The sequence below is a fragment of the Geovibrio thiophilus genome, assembly GCF_004087915.1.
Lineage (GTDB): Bacteria > Chrysiogenota > Deferribacteres > Deferribacterales > Geovibrionaceae > Geovibrio > Geovibrio thiophilus.
The window spans coordinates 2544774-2562166 of sequence record NZ_CP035108.1; the positions used below are offsets into that span (position 1 = coordinate 2544774).

At 49.4% G+C, this 17393-nt stretch carries 19 protein-coding genes; all 19 read right to left on the minus strand.

Annotated elements, in window-relative coordinates; translation table 11 throughout:
• Positions 1 to 1308 carry a flagellar protein export ATPase FliI gene (gene fliI, locus EP073_RS11755; protein ID WP_128467348.1) on the minus strand — a complete coding sequence of 436 codons (1308 nt, stop codon included), beginning with the start codon at positions 1306 to 1308 and terminating at the stop codon, positions 1 to 3.
• The gene (locus EP073_RS11760; RefSeq protein ID WP_128467350.1) at positions 1271 to 2149 is read right to left on the minus strand and encodes a FliH/SctL family protein; all 879 of its coding nucleotides are present in this window, start codon (positions 2147 to 2149) and stop codon (positions 1271 to 1273) included. The genes fliI and EP073_RS11760 overlap by 38 nt, the downstream gene beginning before the upstream one ends.
• Positions 2150 to 2170: 21 nt before the next feature.
• On the minus strand, positions 2171 to 3172 hold the full coding sequence (fliG, locus tag EP073_RS11765) for a flagellar motor switch protein FliG (protein ID WP_128467352.1): 1002 nt from the start codon (positions 3170 to 3172) through the stop codon (positions 2171 to 2173).
• Position 3173: 1 nt separating this feature from the next.
• Positions 3174 to 4838 carry a flagellar basal-body MS-ring/collar protein FliF gene (fliF, locus tag EP073_RS11770; protein WP_128467353.1) on the minus strand — a complete coding sequence of 555 codons (1665 nt, stop codon included), beginning with the start codon at positions 4836 to 4838 and terminating at the stop codon, positions 3174 to 3176.
• Positions 4839 to 4850: 12 nt separating this feature from the next.
• Positions 4851 to 5162 carry a flagellar hook-basal body complex protein FliE gene (gene fliE / locus EP073_RS11775; protein ID WP_128467355.1) on the minus strand — a complete coding sequence of 104 codons (312 nt, stop codon included), beginning with the start codon at positions 5160 to 5162 and terminating at the stop codon, positions 4851 to 4853.
• A gap of 338 nt (positions 5163 to 5500) precedes the next feature.
• A complete protein-coding gene (gene flgC / locus EP073_RS11780) occupies positions 5501 to 5905 on the minus strand; it encodes a flagellar basal body rod protein FlgC (protein ID WP_128467356.1) in 405 nt (134 codons plus the stop codon).
• A gap of 7 nt (positions 5906 to 5912) precedes the next feature.
• A complete protein-coding gene (flgB, locus tag EP073_RS11785) occupies positions 5913 to 6320 on the minus strand; it encodes a flagellar basal body rod protein FlgB (protein WP_128467357.1) in 408 nt (135 codons plus the stop codon).
• Between the two features lie 75 nt (positions 6321 to 6395).
• Complete coding sequence (locus tag EP073_RS11790; RefSeq protein WP_206617468.1) at positions 6396 to 7157, minus strand: C40 family peptidase; 762 nt, start codon at positions 7155 to 7157, stop codon at positions 6396 to 6398.
• Positions 7158 to 7166: 9 nt separating this feature from the next.
• Positions 7167 to 7874: an ABC transporter ATP-binding protein gene (locus tag EP073_RS11795; RefSeq protein ID WP_128467359.1), complete on the minus strand. Its 708-nt coding sequence runs from the start codon at positions 7872 to 7874 to the stop codon at positions 7167 to 7169.
• Positions 7867 to 8670, minus strand: coding sequence for an ABC transporter ATP-binding protein (locus EP073_RS11800; RefSeq protein ID WP_128467361.1), 804 nt, complete (start codon positions 8668 to 8670; stop codon positions 7867 to 7869). Before EP073_RS11800 ends, EP073_RS11795 begins: the two co-directional genes overlap by 8 nt.
• Positions 8657 to 9886, minus strand: a complete 1230-nt coding sequence (locus EP073_RS11805) for an ABC transporter permease subunit (RefSeq protein WP_206617469.1) — start codon at positions 9884 to 9886, stop codon at positions 8657 to 8659. Before EP073_RS11805 ends, EP073_RS11800 begins: the two co-directional genes overlap by 14 nt.
• A 1-nt stretch (position 9887) precedes the next feature.
• Positions 9888 to 10790 carry a branched-chain amino acid ABC transporter permease gene (locus tag EP073_RS11810; RefSeq protein WP_128467363.1) on the minus strand — a complete coding sequence of 301 codons (903 nt, stop codon included), beginning with the start codon at positions 10788 to 10790 and terminating at the stop codon, positions 9888 to 9890.
• Positions 10791 to 10874: 84 nt separating this feature from the next.
• Positions 10875 to 12065: a branched-chain amino acid ABC transporter substrate-binding protein gene (locus tag EP073_RS11815; protein WP_128467364.1), complete on the minus strand. Its 1191-nt coding sequence runs from the start codon at positions 12063 to 12065 to the stop codon at positions 10875 to 10877.
• Between the two features lie 603 nt (positions 12066 to 12668).
• On the minus strand, positions 12669 to 13658 hold the full coding sequence (locus EP073_RS11820; protein ID WP_164885365.1) for a LysM peptidoglycan-binding domain-containing protein: 990 nt from the start codon (positions 13656 to 13658) through the stop codon (positions 12669 to 12671).
• Between the two features lies 1 nt (position 13659).
• The gene (gene ybgF, locus EP073_RS11825) at positions 13660 to 14406 is read right to left on the minus strand and encodes a tol-pal system protein YbgF (protein WP_128467368.1); all 747 of its coding nucleotides are present in this window, start codon (positions 14404 to 14406) and stop codon (positions 13660 to 13662) included.
• Positions 14407 to 14420: 14 nt separating this feature from the next.
• Entirely contained in the window at positions 14421 to 15308 is an 888-nt protein-coding gene (locus tag EP073_RS11830; RefSeq protein WP_128467369.1) for a chemotaxis protein, read from the minus strand.
• A gap of 126 nt (positions 15309 to 15434) precedes the next feature.
• The gene (locus tag EP073_RS11835) at positions 15435 to 16379 is read right to left on the minus strand and encodes an AEC family transporter (protein WP_128467371.1); all 945 of its coding nucleotides are present in this window, start codon (positions 16377 to 16379) and stop codon (positions 15435 to 15437) included.
• A gap of 5 nt (positions 16380 to 16384) precedes the next feature.
• Entirely contained in the window at positions 16385 to 16870 is a 486-nt protein-coding gene (locus tag EP073_RS11840; protein WP_128467373.1) for a 2-thiouracil desulfurase family protein, read from the minus strand.
• Complete coding sequence (locus tag EP073_RS11845; RefSeq protein WP_164885366.1) at positions 16867 to 17301, minus strand: C-GCAxxG-C-C family protein; 435 nt, start codon at positions 17299 to 17301, stop codon at positions 16867 to 16869. The genes EP073_RS11840 and EP073_RS11845 overlap by 4 nt, the downstream gene beginning before the upstream one ends.
• Positions 17302 to 17393 lie beyond the last annotated feature (92 nt).

Consider the following 17393-nt stretch of genomic DNA (forward strand, 5'->3'; position numbering starts at 1 on the left):
TCATCCCGCCGTTATTTCATTAAGCTTTGTACGGGCTTCCTCATGGGTGAAACTTTCGTCTATCCCCTGACGGAGAAACTCATTTATGCGATTAATTTTAGCCATTGCCTCATCGATTCTGGGGTTACTGCCCCTCACATACGCGCCGATGTTGATCAGGTCTTCCGCCTCACGGTATGCGCTGAGGAGATCCCGAAAACGCCCTGCGGAGGCGAAGTCCTCTTTTGTTATTATCTCCTTCATCAGCCTGCTGGCGCTCATGAGAATATCTATTGCCGGATAGTGGTTGCGGGCTGCGAGCAGCCTGTCCAGAACTATGTGGCCGTCAATGATCGAACGCACGGAATCCGCTATGGGATCGTTCATGTCGTCACCCTCCACAAGAACGGTGTAAAGACCTGTGACAGCCCCTTCGCCTCTCTTTGTGCCCGCTCTTTCCAGCAGCTTGGGCAGAAGTGCGAAAACCGACGGAGTGTAACCCTTTGAGGTGGGCGGCTCACCCACTGTGAGTCCTATTTCCCTCTGCGCCATTGCGAACCTTGTCACTGAATCCATCATAAACATGACGTTTTTGCCCTTTGCCCTGAAATATTCGGCTACGGCGGTGGCGACAAATGCTCCGAGCTTGCGTACAAGGGCGGACTGGTCGCTGGTGGCGACTATTACAACGCTTCTTGCAAGTCCTTCTGTTCCCAAGTCCCTCTCCACGAACTCGCGCACTTCTCTGCCGCGTTCGCCGATAAGGGCTATGACGTTGACATCCGCTTCTGTGTTTCTGGCTATCATGCCGAGAAGGACAGACTTGCCGACGCCGGAACCGGCAAAGATGCCAACCCTCTGCCCTGAACCGCAGGTCATGAGAGCGTCTATGGCTTTCACTCCGGTGGAGATTGATTCACGTATGATTTCCCTTTCAAGGGGCAGCGGTGGCGAGGAATAGACCTTTACCAGCTCATAGTCCTGTATGGGACCTTTACCGTCTATGGGTTCGCCGAGACCGTTGAGTATGCGCCCCAGCATGTTTTCGGAGACTCTTACGGTGTTGCCCAGCGCTGTATTGTGCACCCTGCTTCCGGGGGCTATGCCTTCGCTGTCTCCGTAGGGCATAAGGATTATTCTGTTGTCGTTGAAGCCGATTATCTCCGCCAGAACAGTTCTGCCGTCGCTGCCTTCTATGGCGCATCTGGTGCCGATTCCCAGCAGGGGTCCGTCAGCCTCTATGGTGAGTCCGATTATCTTCGTCACCCTGCCGGAGATCACAATCTCTTCCTTAGCGTTTATCTGTCTGAGTCGATTCAAGTTCTTCATAGATCAGCTTCTTAAAGTTCTCCAACATGGTTTCGATGGTGTAGTCCATCTCCCCTATGCTTGTTTCTATCTTCAGTCCGCCCTGAGTAACGGACGGATCTGCGACCGAGTCGTAATCAGGATAAGCCTTCTGAACCGTCTCCAGATCATCCGGATTAACCCTGAACACCACTCGGCTGAGTTCATGCAGGCTTGCCAGACTCTTTTTAATGACAGAGACGATCAGGCGCCCGTTCACTTTTCTTTCCGCGCCTATGAGGGTTTCAAGGAAATGAGTAAGCATTTCCGGCAGGGCGCTGTCCAGCTCCTTTACTGCGGAGGAGAACACACCCGAGCGGGATATAACCTCTTTGTAGGCACCCTGAAGCATTTCTATGTAGTCACTTTTCTCTTTATTATACTGCTTTCTGGAATTTTCCGCCGCTTCCAGCATCCCTTTCTTGTAGCCGTCATTGAAAGCCCTGTCATATTCGGCTTTCAGGAGCTCCTGCAATTTCTTCTCATCCATCGCAGGGGGCTCTTCCTTTATTTCAGCTTCCTTGAAGACTGCTTCGGCGAACTCTTTAGGCTGCTCCTTCTTCATCTCGGGCTTGGGGTCAGGTTCAGACTTGCCCGCCTTATCCACAAAAACAGAGGAATCACCCACTATGCGGGCTTTGCCGAGATTTACTGCTGTATCGAAGCTGGCAAAAAGAAACGGGATCTCCCCGCCGACAGCAACGGTATCCTTAAGCTTTTCAAGCGTAAAGCTTTTCTCTCCGCGCTCCACATCTCCGAAACTGGTAATATCCATTTCTTTGAGCTGTTTTTGTCTGTTTTTGCCGATGATTTTTCTGGACATAATTCAATCCGGTGGGGTTTGTTAAACGTACTGCTCTTCCTCTCCGCCGCCGAGGTTGATAACCCCTTCTTCGTCGAGTTCGCGTACAATGGCGACAATCTCGTGCTGAGCCTTCTCCACCTCTTTGAGCTTGACGGGACCCATGTAGTCCATCTCTTCGCGCATTGTTTCCACCGCGCGTTTGGACATGTTTCTGAAGAAACGTTCCTTGGTATCCTCGTCTGCGCCCTTGAGGGCAAGAGTAAGAGCTTTTTTATCCGCTTTCTTAAGTATTTCCTGAATAGCCACATCATTAAGTTCTTTGATGTCTTCAAAAACGAACATCATGTCACGTATGGCGGCAACAAGCTCCGGCGCTTCCTTCTCCAGTTTTTCCAGAGTAGCCTTGCTTGTCACTCTGTCCATACGGTTGAATATCTCAGCGACAGACTTAACGCCGCCCACTTCGACATTGTATGAGGACAGGGATTCAAACCTTTCCTCAAGGACTCGGGAAAGGGTTTTTACCACCGTCGGTGATATATCCTGAAGATTTGCTATTCTCAGCGTTATCTCAGCCTTAAGCTCCTCGGGGAGCTGCGCCAGTGACTCCGCCGCGTGGCTGGGGTCAAGGTGGGCAAGTATGAGAGCAATTGTCTGCGGGTGCTCTGTCTGGATGAATTTAGCAAGCTGCTTGGGGTCTATTTTGGTAAGGAATTCAAAGCCGCTTGACTGCTCCATCATTTTAGTGAGGCGATCTATAATCTTCCTTGCGCGCTCAGGACCAAGAGACTTAACAAGAACGCTTTTCGCGTACTCCAGACCGCCTTTGGCGATGAATTTCTTCGCAAGCATCATGTTGTAGAATTCTTCTATCGTTTCATCCATCTCCTCAGGAGGGATGATCTTGGTCATGGCGATCTCTTTTGAGATCTCCTGCACCTCGTCATCATCAAGATGAGCGAAAATAGAAGAGGAAATTTCCTCGCCGAGGGCGATGAGCACCGCTGCGGCCTTTTTGATGCCTGAACTGGAAAGACTCATATTAACCTTTCAACATTGATTTTATGATATTCGCCGCGCCTTCGGGATCCTCTTCGCAGAATTCTTCTATCTTCTTAAGCATTACCTTGGACTTAACGGCGTCAGTGTTCATTGGTATGCTTTCGTCAAGCTCCTGCTCGACTTCTCTTTCAAGTTCTTCAAGAGTTTTGGGGAATCCGGAGCTGTCCTTAAGAGTTACATCCACGGAATCAAGCGCTGAGGACACGGTAATCGTTCCGTCGTCGTTGTAGGTGACGGTTTTGTCCAGTTTCTTGAGGATTCGCCTGACCACGGCAAAATAAAACAGAAGCAGAATAATAACCGCAAGGGCATATTTGGATGCTATAGTTATGAGTTCCACTGTTTTCTCTCTCTGGAGCAGAAGCTGCTCCTGCTGCTGTGAAGATGTATCAAACGATATGTTTGTCACTTCCACCTGATCACCCCTTGTCTGATCAAAGCCTACGGCTGTGGCGACAAGGTTTCGGATGGATGTGAGCTCTTCAGGCGTCCGCGGCACGCTCTCGGTTACCTGATCCCCTGTGGCGTTGTCTCTGCGGAAAATATTTTTATTGTCCACAACAACGGCGACAGAGATTTTCTTAATTGTCCCGAAGGCCTTTACTTCCTTGGTAACTGTTTTATCTATTTCAAAGTTCGATCTTTCTTCCGTGTGTTCGTAGGATGAGTTTGAATTGCCGCCGAGCACCTGCGGCTCGGCTAGGTTTGATTCAACCCCCGGAACTCCCTGAGGTCCTTCCGGCGAGTTTGAGCTTATTGTCTCTATGTTTTCGGATGAGCGGATTACAGGTTCACGTCCGAACTCTTCCCTGCTGGTTTCCCTTTTGGAGAAATCTATTTCGGCTGTGACCTTTGCCACAGCGCCGGTTTCTCCGATGGCTCTGCCGAGAATGCCGTAAAGCTTGGACTCAAGTTCACGCTCTATCCTTTTCTGATATTCAAGCTGGGTCTGGGTCATCATAACAGGGGAATTTTCTTCGTCCATAAATTCGCTGAGAAGCCTGCCCGTGGTATCCACAATCTGCACGCTGTCTGTAGTCAGCCCTTTTACGGAACCGGAAACGAGAGAGCCTATAGCTTTAACCTGCTCACGGTTCAGTTCGGCTCCTCTCCTGAGTTTGAGCACCACAGCCGCCTTGGCTGATTCCTCTTCGGATATGAAAAGCCTGTTTTTGGGGATGGTAAGGTGTACCCTCGCCTCTTCTATCTCATTGAGACTGCTTATTGTTCTGGCGAGTTCGCCCTGAAGGGCTCTCTGATAGTTGACATCCTGAAGAAACTCGGTCATTCCGTAGGATGATTTATCGAAAAGCTCAAACCCTGCTCCGCCGCCCTTGGGCAAACCTTCACGGGCGAGTTCCAGCCTCGTGTCATAAACCAGCTCCTGCGGAACTTCCACCGTGCCCCCGCCTTCTTTAAGCCTGTATGGAACGTTACCTTCCTTGAGTTTTTCTATAACCAAAGGGGCATCGTCCGCATTCATGTTGGCATAAAGGGTTTTGTAGACGGGTCTGTTTGCCCAGACGAGAAGGACACCCAGAGTAACAAGCACCGCAGTAAGCGCGGCGCCGATGGAAATTTTCTGAACAAGAGTCAGTTTCTCAAAAATATCTTTAAACTGAGTTACGACGTCTTGAAGTGCCATTTGCCCCTAATACTATACTTGAGTTCTCATAACCTCTTGGTAAGCTTCAACGATTTTATTCTTAACCTCGAGCATGAGTTTGAGGGAAACATCTGCTTTCTGGAGAGCAATCATAGTGGAATGAATGTCCTTCGTTTCGCCGCTGAGTACTTTCTGCACAGCCTCATTCGCCTCAAGCTGAGCGTCGTTAACGCTGCTGAGGGCATCCTTGAGCAGGGCGGAAAAGTCTGCGCCCGATTCGCTCTGTGTGCCCGCAGGCTTGGAGGAGGAACTGTCTTCAAGCTTATTCGGCAAAAGGAAATTAATGTTATTGATCTCTGCCATATTTAGTGTCTCCCTAACTGAATATATAGTATATCAGGGGTATTTTACAACCTTTATCTAACTTTATAAGAACAATCCGCGCATCATGCCGGATTGTTCCACACGCTCGCGGTTTGCAAAGCAAACCTTCGCTTCGCACGGCGCGGTTCCTTCCGTGGAACCGTCTGGGCTCCAAATTCAAAGGGCATAATAATTCTTTAAATCTCCCCTGCCCCTCTTTATTAAAGAGGAGTGCTCTTCCCGCAACAACCTCCCCCTTTTCAAAGGGGGAATGAGGGGGATTTATCCTTCCTGAGACTGCCAAATTGCCCTGAGTCCGGCAAAATGCTATCTCAAACTTAAGCCCTGCCTATCTCCAGCGCTCTCAGAGCCAGCTGCTTGGCTGTTTCAAAGACTGTGGCGTTTGCTTCGTAGCTCTTGGAAGCTTCGAGCATATTCACCATCTCTTCGATGGGGTTAACGTTCGGGTATGCCACGTAGCCTTCCTCATTTGCGTCAGGATGGTCGGGCTCATATTTCAGAGTGGGCGGTTTTTCGTCGTCTATAACTCTCTGGACGCGCACGCCGCCTGCGTATTCGCCCTTCATAACCTGTTCAAACACAACGTCTTTACGCTGGTAGGGACCGCCGTCCGCAGTTCTTGTGGTCTGGGCGTTTGCAAGGTTTGAGGATATGGCGCCTATTCTTATTCTCTGCGCGGAAAGCCCCGTCGCGGAAACATCCATTACATGTGTAAAGCTCATCTATCCGTTACCTGCCCTGTATAGCTGTTTTAAGTTTGGTGAAAGTGCCTGCCGTTATCTGGCTGAGTTCCTGATAAAGCACCGAGTTTGCCGCCATTTCACTCATTTCATAGTCGAGATTCACATCGTTGCCGTCATTGCGGAGAGAGGGGTTGTTCTGAAACCGTACATAATCGGCGGGAACTCCGCTGAAACCGCCTGTTGAGAAATGCTTTGCATGAGTTTGAGCGAGTGGAAGTTTTTTCCCTGTTCCGAGAAAATCCTGCATAACCTCGTCAAATTCCAGCTTGCTTGCCTTGTATGTCGGGGTATCGACATTGGCTATGTTTTCCGCTATCACGTTATTCTTAACGGACGCGGTGTCCATGCCGTAGGAAAGCTTATCAACGTTAGACATGCTGAAAATATTTCTCATGCGCCACCTCTTGCGTTTACTAATAACAAAGACGGTGCCAGTTTAAGGGGAAGATTTTGCTGACAGAACGAATGTTCAGATATATTTGCGCGCGCCCATATAAGTGCGGACAAAGTATGAATCATTGAGGTCCGCGACGGTGACATTACGCCCCCGTCCGGGTGCGTGTATGAATTTGCCCGAGCCTATGTAGATACCAACGTGAGAAACCCTTTTCGCCCTGCCTGTAGCGAAGAATACTAAGTCGCCGGGCTTAAGTTCGCTCTTGAGGACGAATTTTCCATGGTCAAACTGAGCTCTGGAATTGCGGGGAAGATTCAGTCCGTTGAGCTTGTAGACAACCATGGTGAGCCCTGAGCAGTCAAACCCGCCGGAAGCGCTTTCACCGCCCCATCTGTAAGGCACGCCGATGTATTTGTGGGCGGTTTTCACAAGGTTTGTCCTGATTCCCTTCCGTTCAAGGTCTTCCGGGCGGAAGTTGTAGTCATAGTCTTCGGGACGGATAATGAAGTAATCGTCTATCTGGTTTCTGGTGCGCAGGTTTACGGCGTATCTCACCGCCCTGTCATATGAGGGAAAATCACCAATGCGGACTTTGTAAAGTCCTGAATCATCGAGGAAGAAATAAGCATCCACACCGGCGGCATTGAGCTTATCCGTATAGTTTGCCGCGTTGGTCACGCTTCCGAAAGCACCGACCTGAATGGAGTACTTCATCCTCTCAATGTCCGATGCGTCAACACGTCCGCCGCCGCTGTAGGGCGCGGGGCGTCCGCCGAGACACCCCGTTATCACAAACACCAGTAAAAGCAGTAGAAAATGCTTTTTCTTCATCATCACCTTATATCAGATCCCAAGATAGGCTTTTTTAACGTCTTCGTTGGAAAGCAGGTTAGATGCCTTGTCTTCCATTGTCACCCTGCCCGTCTCCATAACATAGCCTCTGTCGGCTACCTTGAGGGCAAGGTTAGCGTTCTGCTCAACAAGGAAGATTGTCGTCCCGCTTTCCTCTTTTATTTTCCTGATAATCTCAAAAATCTGCTGAACTATCAGCGGAGCAAGCCCCAGCGAGGGTTCATCCAGAAGCAGAAGACGGGGTCTTGCCATAAGCGCGCGGGAGATGGCGAGCATCTGCTGTTCACCGCCGCTGAGGGTTCCGCCCTGCTGGTGTCTTCTTTCCGCCAGTCTGGGGAAAAGGTCGTACACCTGTTCAAGATCCTTCTTTATCCCTTCCCTGTCTTTTCTGAGAAAAGCACCGAGGTCAAGGTTTTCAGACACCGTGAGGTAGGGGAAAATATGTCTTCCCTCAGGAACCTGACAGATGCCCATTTTAACGATTTTATCCGGCTTCATCCTGTGTATCGGCTCACCCTTGAAAAGGATTTCGCCCGACTTGGGCTGAACTATACCGCTTACAGAGAGAAGAGTGGTGGTCTTCCCTGCTCCGTTCGCTCCGATAAGCGTTATGATCTCGCCTTCGTTTATTTTAAGCGAAACATCATGGAGCGCCTGAATATTGCCGTAGTAAGTGCTTATGCCGTTAATCTCAAGCATCGGCGTCCTCCCCAAGATAGGCTTTGATGACTTCGGGATTGTTCTTTATCTCAAGAGGAGTTCCTGCGGCAATTCTCTGCCCGTGATCCATGACATATATCCTGTCGGAAAGGTTCATGACCAGTTTCATGTCATGTTCTATAAGCAGAATAGATATTTTATCCTTATCCCTGATCTCTCGGATGAGTCCTGTGAGATCTTCGGTTTCCTGCGGGTTCATGCCGGCTGCCGGTTCATCAAGAAGAAGAAGAACAGGATCGGTGGCAAGTGCGCGGGCAATCTCAAGCCTGCGCTGAGCGCCGTAGGGAAGATTGCTCGCCATTTCGTTGGCGAGACTTGTGAGACCTATTTTCTCCAGAATAGCATAGCTTACCGACGCAGCGTTCTTTTCCTCCCTTCTGGTGCGGGGATCGCGCAGGAGTGCGCCTATTACTTTCGCCTTTGTGCGGCAGTGTCTGCCGATCATGACGTTCTCAAGAACGGTCATATTAGGAAAAAGTCTGATGTTCTGGAAGGTTCTCGCAAGCCCCAGCTCAGTTACCTGATTGGGTTTCTTACCGTTTACTCTTTTTTCGCCGAACTTGGTGTGGACGACTATATCCCCGTCAGAGGGGTTGTATATACCTGTAATGCAGTTGAAAAAAGTGGTTTTTCCGGCTCCGTTGGGACCGATGAGAGCGACTATCTCACCGTTCTGTATCTCCATATCAACATGGTCAACGGCTCTTAAACCGCCGAAATCCATGGTAAGCCCCTTCACCTCAAGAACGGGAAGGCTGGTGTTATTTTGCTTCATTTGCTTTCTCCCCCCCGAAATTCATTTTGTCGAATAAATATTTCCGCCGCACGTTGCTGATGAGTCCCTGAGGTCTGAACACCATCATGAGCACCATCGACCCGCCGAAAATAAGCATACGCAGCTCGGAAAACGCCCTGAGATACTCAGGAAGGAGTATGAGTATAAGCGCTGCAAGAATTACGCCGAGGATTGAGCCCATACCGCCGAGAACAACAATGGCGAGAATGATCGCAGACTCAAGAAAGGTGAAGCTCGCAGGGTTGACGAATGTGGTCTTCGCCGCGAACACAACGCCCATGAAGCCCGCCCACGTTGCGCCGAGGGCAAAAGCGGTGAGCTTTGTCTTTGTTTTGTCTATGCCCATAGCCTGACAAGCTATCTCATCCTCACGGAGAGCAAGCCATGCCCTGCCTATACGGGAGTTCTGGAGTCTGCTGACACAGAAAATAGTGATCACCGCCAGAACAAGAACAAGATAGTAAAGCGCTGTCATTGACTGGGAGAGATTAAGTTTAAGCCCGAAGAATGCCGGTCTGTCTATGCCTGCTATGCCGCTGGGACCGAAAGAGAAGTCGTTCCAGTTTTCAAGCACGAGGCGGATAATCTCTCCGAAGCCCAGAGTAACTATCGCCAGATAATCGCCCCTGAGCCTGAGCACAGGGAAGCCGAGGACTATCCCGAACATCATGGCAAGGGCTCCGCCTATGGGCAGCACCGCCCAGAAGCCCAGACCGAAGTGATGGTTCAGAAGGGCGTAGCTGTAAGCTCCCACGGCGTAAAACGCCACATAGCCTAGGTCAAGAAGACCGGCAAGCCCGACGACTATGTTAAGACCGAGACCGAGAACAACGTACATAAGCGCCGTGGTCATGATATTGACCTGATACGTGTTGGACATATGAGGGAATGCGAAGGTAAACACCACCGCGGCGGCAATCAGAGGATACAGAACCTTCTTGTTGTCCACAAGGGTGTTCTGGAGTCCGTTTTTCAGCCTTGCCCTGATGTTTCTTTCGCTGATGTGGGTCTTTTTATAATGCAGCCAGCGCCACAGCATGGAACCGAAAAATGCGCCTATTCCTATATAGAGCAGATTGTTCCAGCGCCAGACAATGGTATTATGAACAGTGTTAACCTTAATCACCATTATGGGGAATGTGAGAAACATGAACCATAAGGCGGTTACAAACGATTTTTTCAGCTCATTCAGCATGCTACACCTTCTGAGCCGTGGATTTGCCGAGAATGCCCGCAGGTCTGAAAATAAGGATCAGAACAAGCAGGGCGAAAGCGAAAACATCTTCATAGTCGCTGGAAACGTAGCCTGTTGCGAAGCTCTCCGTCCAGCCGAGGATAAGAGCGCCGAGAACCGCGCCCGGAATGCTGCCTATGCCGCCGAGAACTGCCGCGGTAAACGCCTTGATCCCCGCAATGAAGCCTATGTAAAAGTTTATCTGCCCTATGTGGGAGGCGATGAGGATTCCGCCTAACGCCGCAAGGGAGGAGCCTATGATGAATGTCATGGAAATGACCTTATCAACGTCTATTCCCACAAGAAGCGCCATTTTTTTGTCCTGAGCCGTGGCTCTCATTGCTTTGCCCATTCTGGTAAACTTTATGAACAGAGTCAGCAGAACCATTATCACCGCACTGCTGAGGATGATAACAAGCTCCGCGGAACTCATTATATGCGATACAGGTTTGATAAATTCAAATTCCGGTATAAGCGCCGGAAAGGGGAGGAAGTCTGATGTCTGTGCAAGAAGTACATAGTTCTGGAGGAATATAGACATTCCTATCGCGCTGATCAGAGGGGAAAGCCTCGGTGCATTTCTCAGAGGTCTGTAAGCGATCTTTTCCATAGTGTAACCGTAGGCGGATGAATAAATAACCGCCGCTATTCCCGCCAGAATGAGTATGCTGAGACCGCTGAAGCCCATGATACCCAAAACGCTGGCGACAATAAGTGCCGTGAACGCGCCTATCATATAAATTTCCCCGTGGGCGAAGTTTATCAGCTGGATGATGCCGTAAACCATGGTGTAGCCCAAAGCGATAAGCGCATAGATGCTGCCTCTTGTGAGGCCGCTTAAAAATAGCTGAAGAAAATAATCCATTATCCGTGACTGCTCCTGTTATTTGCCCTGAAATGGAAAGGGGGCGCTGAAAGAAAGCACCCCCTGAATGTGTATTTGGAAATGTTATTTAAGTTCGACGTAAGCGCCGTTCTGAACCTGATACATGGAGAAACCAACGCCTATCGCGTCGCCTCTTTCGTCAAAGCTTATGCTTCCGAGGGGAGTTTCAACATACTCAGTTCTGAGAGCCTTGCTTACTGCCTCATAGTCTGTGGAATCAGCCTTGTCGATGGCGTTGAGAATAGCCATGGCAGCAGAGTATCCGTTGATGAAGAAAGCGCCGGGGTCAGCCTGAAAAGCAGCTTTATGCTCTTCGACAGCTTTTATGTTGAGGGGATTTGTTGAAGTGTCTCTGGGACCTGTGGCGTAAACGCCTTCGGCAAATTCGCCCGCAACTTTTATGAATGTGTCATCTTTCACGCCGTCATCAGAGATGAAGGGAATGTTGATCTGTTTTTTGCGCATCTGAGTAACGATTTTGGAAGCTTCGGGGTGGTATCCGCCGAAGATAACCGCCTCTGCGCCTGAACGGGCGATTTTCTGAACCACTGCGGAGTAGTCAACCGCGCCGGGGGTCACGCCTTCGTAAAGGACAACGCTGACACCCTCAACGGAGGAATTGTCAAGGAAGGATTTTGCGAACTCTGCAAGACCTTTGCCGTAGTCGCCTTTATCGTGAAGAACTGCGAATTTTTTAATATTAAGAGTGTTGAGAGCGAAATCAACCTCAAGTCTTGCCTGAGCGTCATCGGGAGCGATGGTGCGGAGGAAGTTAGGGTATTCGCCGCTCTGAGTGAGCGCGGGGTTTGTAGCTGAGGGTGATATAACAAGGATGTTTGCATCTTTATATATACCGAGAGCCGCTTTTGTGGCACCTGAGCATATGTGGCCGATAACGGCTACAACTTTGTCGGAAACAAGCTTGCTTGCTGTGTTTGTCGCAACTTCAGGTTTGCAAACATCATCTTCGATGTAAAGCTCGACCTGTCTTCCGTCGATACCGCCGTTTTTGTTGACTTCGTCAACATAAAGCTTAACAGCGTTGACAGTGGGAAGACCATAGGACGCGAGGTCACCGGAATGTGCGCCGGCAACACCTATTTTGATCGGCTCTGTTGAAGCAGCGGGAGCCGCAGCCTCAGTTGCGTTTTCCGCGGGAGCTTCCGCCGCTTTTTCTTCAGCCTTCTGGCTGCAAGCGGTCATAAGGAAGACTGCGGAGACCATGACAAGCAGGAACGTAAGGAACTTCTTCATAAACCCTCTCCGTTTAAAAAATTTTCTTGTTCATTCATCCGGAAAAGGGCACAAGCCGATTCCCGAATAAATTTAAATACTAACTAAGGACTAGGGCTTAGTCAAGATAAAAGGAAATCATCGGTTAACTGCGATCATGAGACTGAATAAAGTTAAATATTACTAAACATTAGGCGTGTTTTCAACGATCTTTTATTGTTAAAAACCTTACAAAAGTTAACTTAGGGAAAAAGCTGTTTTTAATCAAGTTTTTTGTATGAAAAGACACAAAATTGAGAATTTTTAAGGAGGAAAACGGATTTCTTCACTCATGTCCGCAATGGAAGCAAGTTATGTCACCGCGATGAACAAGAGGAATATTAATGTGATTATCTAAGAATCAGTCTCAAGCAACTCCACGGATGGAGTTGCGCCGTGCGAAGCGAAGCCGTGTTCACCACGGCGCGAGCGTGTATCCGAAATTTCCATGGATGGTAAATTTTGGATTATAAAGACGAGACATGCGCCGTGCGAAGCGAAGACGAACGAAGTTCGGCGCGAGCCTGTATCCGAAATTTCCATGGATGGTAAATTTTGGATTATAAAGACGAAACCTGTGAAGCTTCAATATACGGCAATCTTGCTGAGGCGAACTATGTCTCCTTTCATTATCTCCATGCCGGAACCCACAAGATACATTGTGGAGTATTTGCCGTTGACGATGATTAACTGCCCTTCGCCCACAGGTTCGGTTTTGACCACTCCGTTCTCCTCAAGCCTGCGGAAGATCCGGAATTTGTCACCTTCCTTGACAGGCAGCGGGTGACCAATATTAACTATCACGGAGTAGCCTTCGGCGGAGAAAGTATGATTTTCAGCCAGATAGACCACCTCTCCTGAGATGTCGGAGTCTATGCTTCTGAAGCCTTTGGGTCTCTTAACAGTCATTTCTTTGCTTACAGCCGCTTTAAAGCCTGTACTCACGGAGCTGAACGATTTATATATCTCAGCCTTGGATGTCTCATCCCCTGCTTTTACAATTCTCGCGTAGCCCACGCAGGAGTAGACCGCCCTGTTCTTCTCCACCCTGCTTCTTTTTTCATAAAGAATCACGGTGTCGCCAGTGTTGAGCCCTTTTTCAGTGCCTGCGTCTATGGTTATAAAGTCACCGGTGGAGACCATCTCCCTTTTCTGCTCGGTTGAGATGACTGTAAATTCAGGTTCCTCATCCAGAACGGAGTCAAAGGCATTGAGACTGTCATGCCCGAAGCTGTTGAGACCGTCTGCCGCTTCCATTCCTGAACCGGCGGAAGTGCTTTCGGAGGCTGCGGTACCGGCTTCAAGCTTAAAAAGCCCGCCTTCGCCTATGCGTATCGCTTCTCCGCCCTCGGGAAAACCGGGAATGAAAAGCTTCTCCTTGGGGTAAATAAGGTCGGGGTTGTTTATGAACACGTTACCTTGCCATATAATGGGCCACTTCCAGTTGTCGCCGTAGTATTGGCGGGAAATATCCCAGAGGGTGTCCCCCTTTTTGACCTCATGCGTGCTCTCCGCTCCGGTGGTGACAGCGGTCAGCAGCAGAGCGGAAAGAATGATACCCCCGGTACGTTTCAAACTATTCCCCCATTGAGGCAAGTTTCTTTTTGGCAAGATTATATGCGCGTGTGCCCGGATGTTCGTTCACAATCTTCTTTAATGTAACCACAGATTCGGCTTTTTTTCCCACATTTCCGTAGGAGTATGCCATCTTAAGCAGTCCGTCGGAGACCTTGTTCCCGTCCGGATAATCAGTAACGAGTCTGTGAAAAAGCTTGATCGCCCCTTCGTAATCCTTCAGGGCGTACTGGATCTCACCGAGCCAGTACACGGCGTTGTCGGAAAGCTCATCAGCGGGATATTTCGCGAGAAACTCATTAAACTTCGCCTGACTTTCGGGGTATTTGCCGTTTTTATAAAGCTCATAAGCATAGCTGTAAAGGCTGCTTTTATCTGTGAAGGCGTCTTCTATTATTATAAGGTTTTCCCCGTTCTCTGCCTGAGCGCCTGATTCTGACATCTCAGTCATTCCGGCTGCCGCAGCGGGTGCTTTCTGCTTATCTTTGAGCAGCGTGACCTCACTGCCGAGGAAGCTCATCTCGGAGCGGATTTCGGCAAGAGCGTTCGAGTTGGCGTTAATGCTTTCCTTGTTTGCTTCGGTTTTGCGGTCAACATCCTCAATGGAGATTTTCATCTCAGCCATTTCGGACTGCATGCTGACCATTTCGTCTTTAATATTGTTGATACTCTGCTTTATGACCTGAGTTTCATCCGAGCAAGCGAATGCAAGAAAAGAGAGCGTAATTACCGCCATTGTTTTTTTCATCGTTTCAAGACTCCTTATAACACGTATTCGTCAATGCTGTTTATGAGAATGTCCGTATCGGGCTTACCCACAAACATATTCGCGCCTATGCTGAGCACTTTTCTCTCGTTCTCCTCACTGGCGAGGGAGGAGAAAACCAGAATGGGCAGATTCGCCATTTCCGGCTGGCTTCTGAGTGTACGCACAACAAACGCTCCGTCCGCCACGGGCATCTCAAGGTCGGTTATGATTATGTCCGGCTTTTCAAGGGCAGTTGCATTCAGAAGAAGCTTGCCGTTCTCAAAAGCCTTAATTCTGTAACCGGCGTTCTCAAGATTGCTTGTGAGAAAGCGCCTTATAACCGTTGAGTCCTCAGCGAGATAAACAAGCTTTTTGCTGCGCGCAGCGCTTCTGGAATAATCTATAACCATTTCTTTGAGCGCTGTGGCGGGATTAAGTTCCGAAACAATCTTTTCAAAATCGAGAAGCTGTATAAGGTTTCCGCCTATATCCACAACGCCGAGAACAGTCTCCGCAAGACTGAAATCGGTTATCGCTGAATAATCTTTAATGTCGGCCCATGTAATTCTGTGGATTCGCACAACTTCATCGACAATGAAGCCGTTGTACTGGTGATTGAAGAAGGTGACTATGATCTTTTTCGCAGGATAATCCTGCTCAAATTTAAGGTCGAGCCAGCTTCCCAGATCTATCAGGGGCACAAGCTTCTGTCTTATGTTAGCCGTTCCGATAACCGCGGGGTGGGCGTCGGGAACCTTGACAATTTCGGGGAATCTGATTACTTCCCGTACCTTTGCAACGTTGATGCCGAAATGATGCTCCTTTTCGGCGCGGACAATAAATTCGACTATTTCAAATTCGTTTGTTCCTGTCTCAAGCAGGATACCGTGATCAAGGGCCATATCTCCTCCGGTTATCTAAAAACTAACACGCTTTACAATGTACTTCAAGAGATATTACCTTTGTTAACAGGGAGGTTAACTTAATATCGGCAATACTCACACCCTGCCTTCACAGTACGCGGCATATCACACCCCGGCAAATCGGAAAGCGAACTCAAGCCACACAGGCATTGACACCAGCGCCGCGGCAGTGGTGAAAACTATCACCGCAGAGGTAACTCTTGATTCCCCCATGAAATATTTCACAACTGCAAGGTTCATCATCCCCGCGGGCATGGCGGACTGAGCGGCAAATATTATTTTGAGTCCCCTGTCGTCCACGGCATACCTCGCCGCAAGCAGAAACACAAACGCCATCACCACCATCCGCAGGAGAATGCCCGCAAAGCCTATTTTCATCGATCCGCCGAGACTTGAGCCTCTTAAGCCCTCACCCAGAGCAAGCCCGCTGACGAACAGACCCAACGGCATGGTAAGAAAGGATATTACATCAAGGATCTTCCCCGCCGCTCCGCCGAAAGGCTCCGGAGAGAACACTGCGTTGACCGCGACAGACAAAAACAGAGCGTAAAAGGGCGTACTGGTCGCAAGCCTGATGATTCCGGTTCTGTATGAGCCGGTCAGGATAACTATCCCCGCTGTCCAGTAGATAAAATCTATACCGAAGTTGAAGAGCAGAAGCTGCCCCGCCGAATCCCTTCCGAAGAGGTGCGCCACAACGGGAAGAGTAAAAAAGCCGTAGTTGTAAACTCCTATGGAAAAAGCGAAAGCCCGCCTTTCTCTGGAATCTTTCAGCCCGATGAACGGAGCCAGAAAATACGCCGCTGCAAAACCTGAGGCAACCGAAGCCATTCCCCACAGAGGAAGGGACAGGGAGGATGTTATATCTCTGAGATTTTCGTTTCCTGTGATGAAGTTAACCACAAGACACGGGAAAAAGAAGTGTATAAAAAGCCTGAATAGAAACTTATCCGCCTGAGGCGGCAGACCGAAGCCCCGTTTGAGCACGAAGCCCGCCGCAAATACGCCGAAATACGGCATTACTGTTTTAAATATGTCTATGTAGCCCAAATAACCTACTCTTCCATATATTTAAGGAATTCTTCCAGAGTTTCCTCACTGAACAGCCTTATGCCGTTTGCCGCCAGAAGAGCGGCGGTGACTCCCTTACCGATTATCTTCACGCCGCTGAAAGTTCCGTCATAAATGAGGGTTGAGCCGCAGGATGGGCTTCTGTGCTTCAGCAGTGCGGCAGCGCAGCCGTTTTCCCGAGCTTTTGCAAGGGTCATATGCGCACCCTTTACAAAGGGTTCGGTGAGGTGTTGCCCGTCATCTCCGTAAACTTCCGCCCTGCCTTCCAGAACAGCGCATCCGCCGCCTTCCCCTTTTATCTCACAGGGTCTGCGCGGCGCGGACAGTCCGGCGTCAACCTCCGGACAGGCAGTAACAGCAAGCCCCGCATCGACAAGCCTCTGAAAAGCGGCATTCTCTATCTTATTATTACCGCCGTCATAGCGTACATTCTCACCCGCAAGGCAGGTGCTGAGCAAAAACTTTTTCAAATCATATCCTCCAGAATCACCGCGGCATAACCGACAAACTCCTTACATCGTTCCAGTTTTCCTTCCTCTCTTGCCTTGGAGCGTTCTTCATGATCCGCCATATTCACACCCACAAGCTCCGAACAACGCAATGTGCCGAACCTGTCGGTAAATTTTTTGCGGAACTCAGCCATGAGAGCGTAAACCTTCTCTTTCGCTTCCGTATCCTCCAGAGAGCATCTGCCGTGTTTAAGCCCTATGACCATATAGGCGCCGGATACTGCTCCGCATGTTTCCCCGCAGCCGCCCACACCGCCTCCGAAAGGGGTTGAGAGCATCAGCGCCGTTTCTTCATCCAGACCGTTTTCAGAAGCGAAGGCTGTGAAAACCCCCTGAGAACAGTTGAAGCCGCTCCTGAAAATTTCAACGGCTTTCTCTTTTTTGTCTTCCAATCCGCACCTCCGGCAGCGCATTCTTTTGAAAAAATTGCATTCGGTGATAATTTTTTCTATACTATGGTATTATCAAATACATTTTTTCTCAA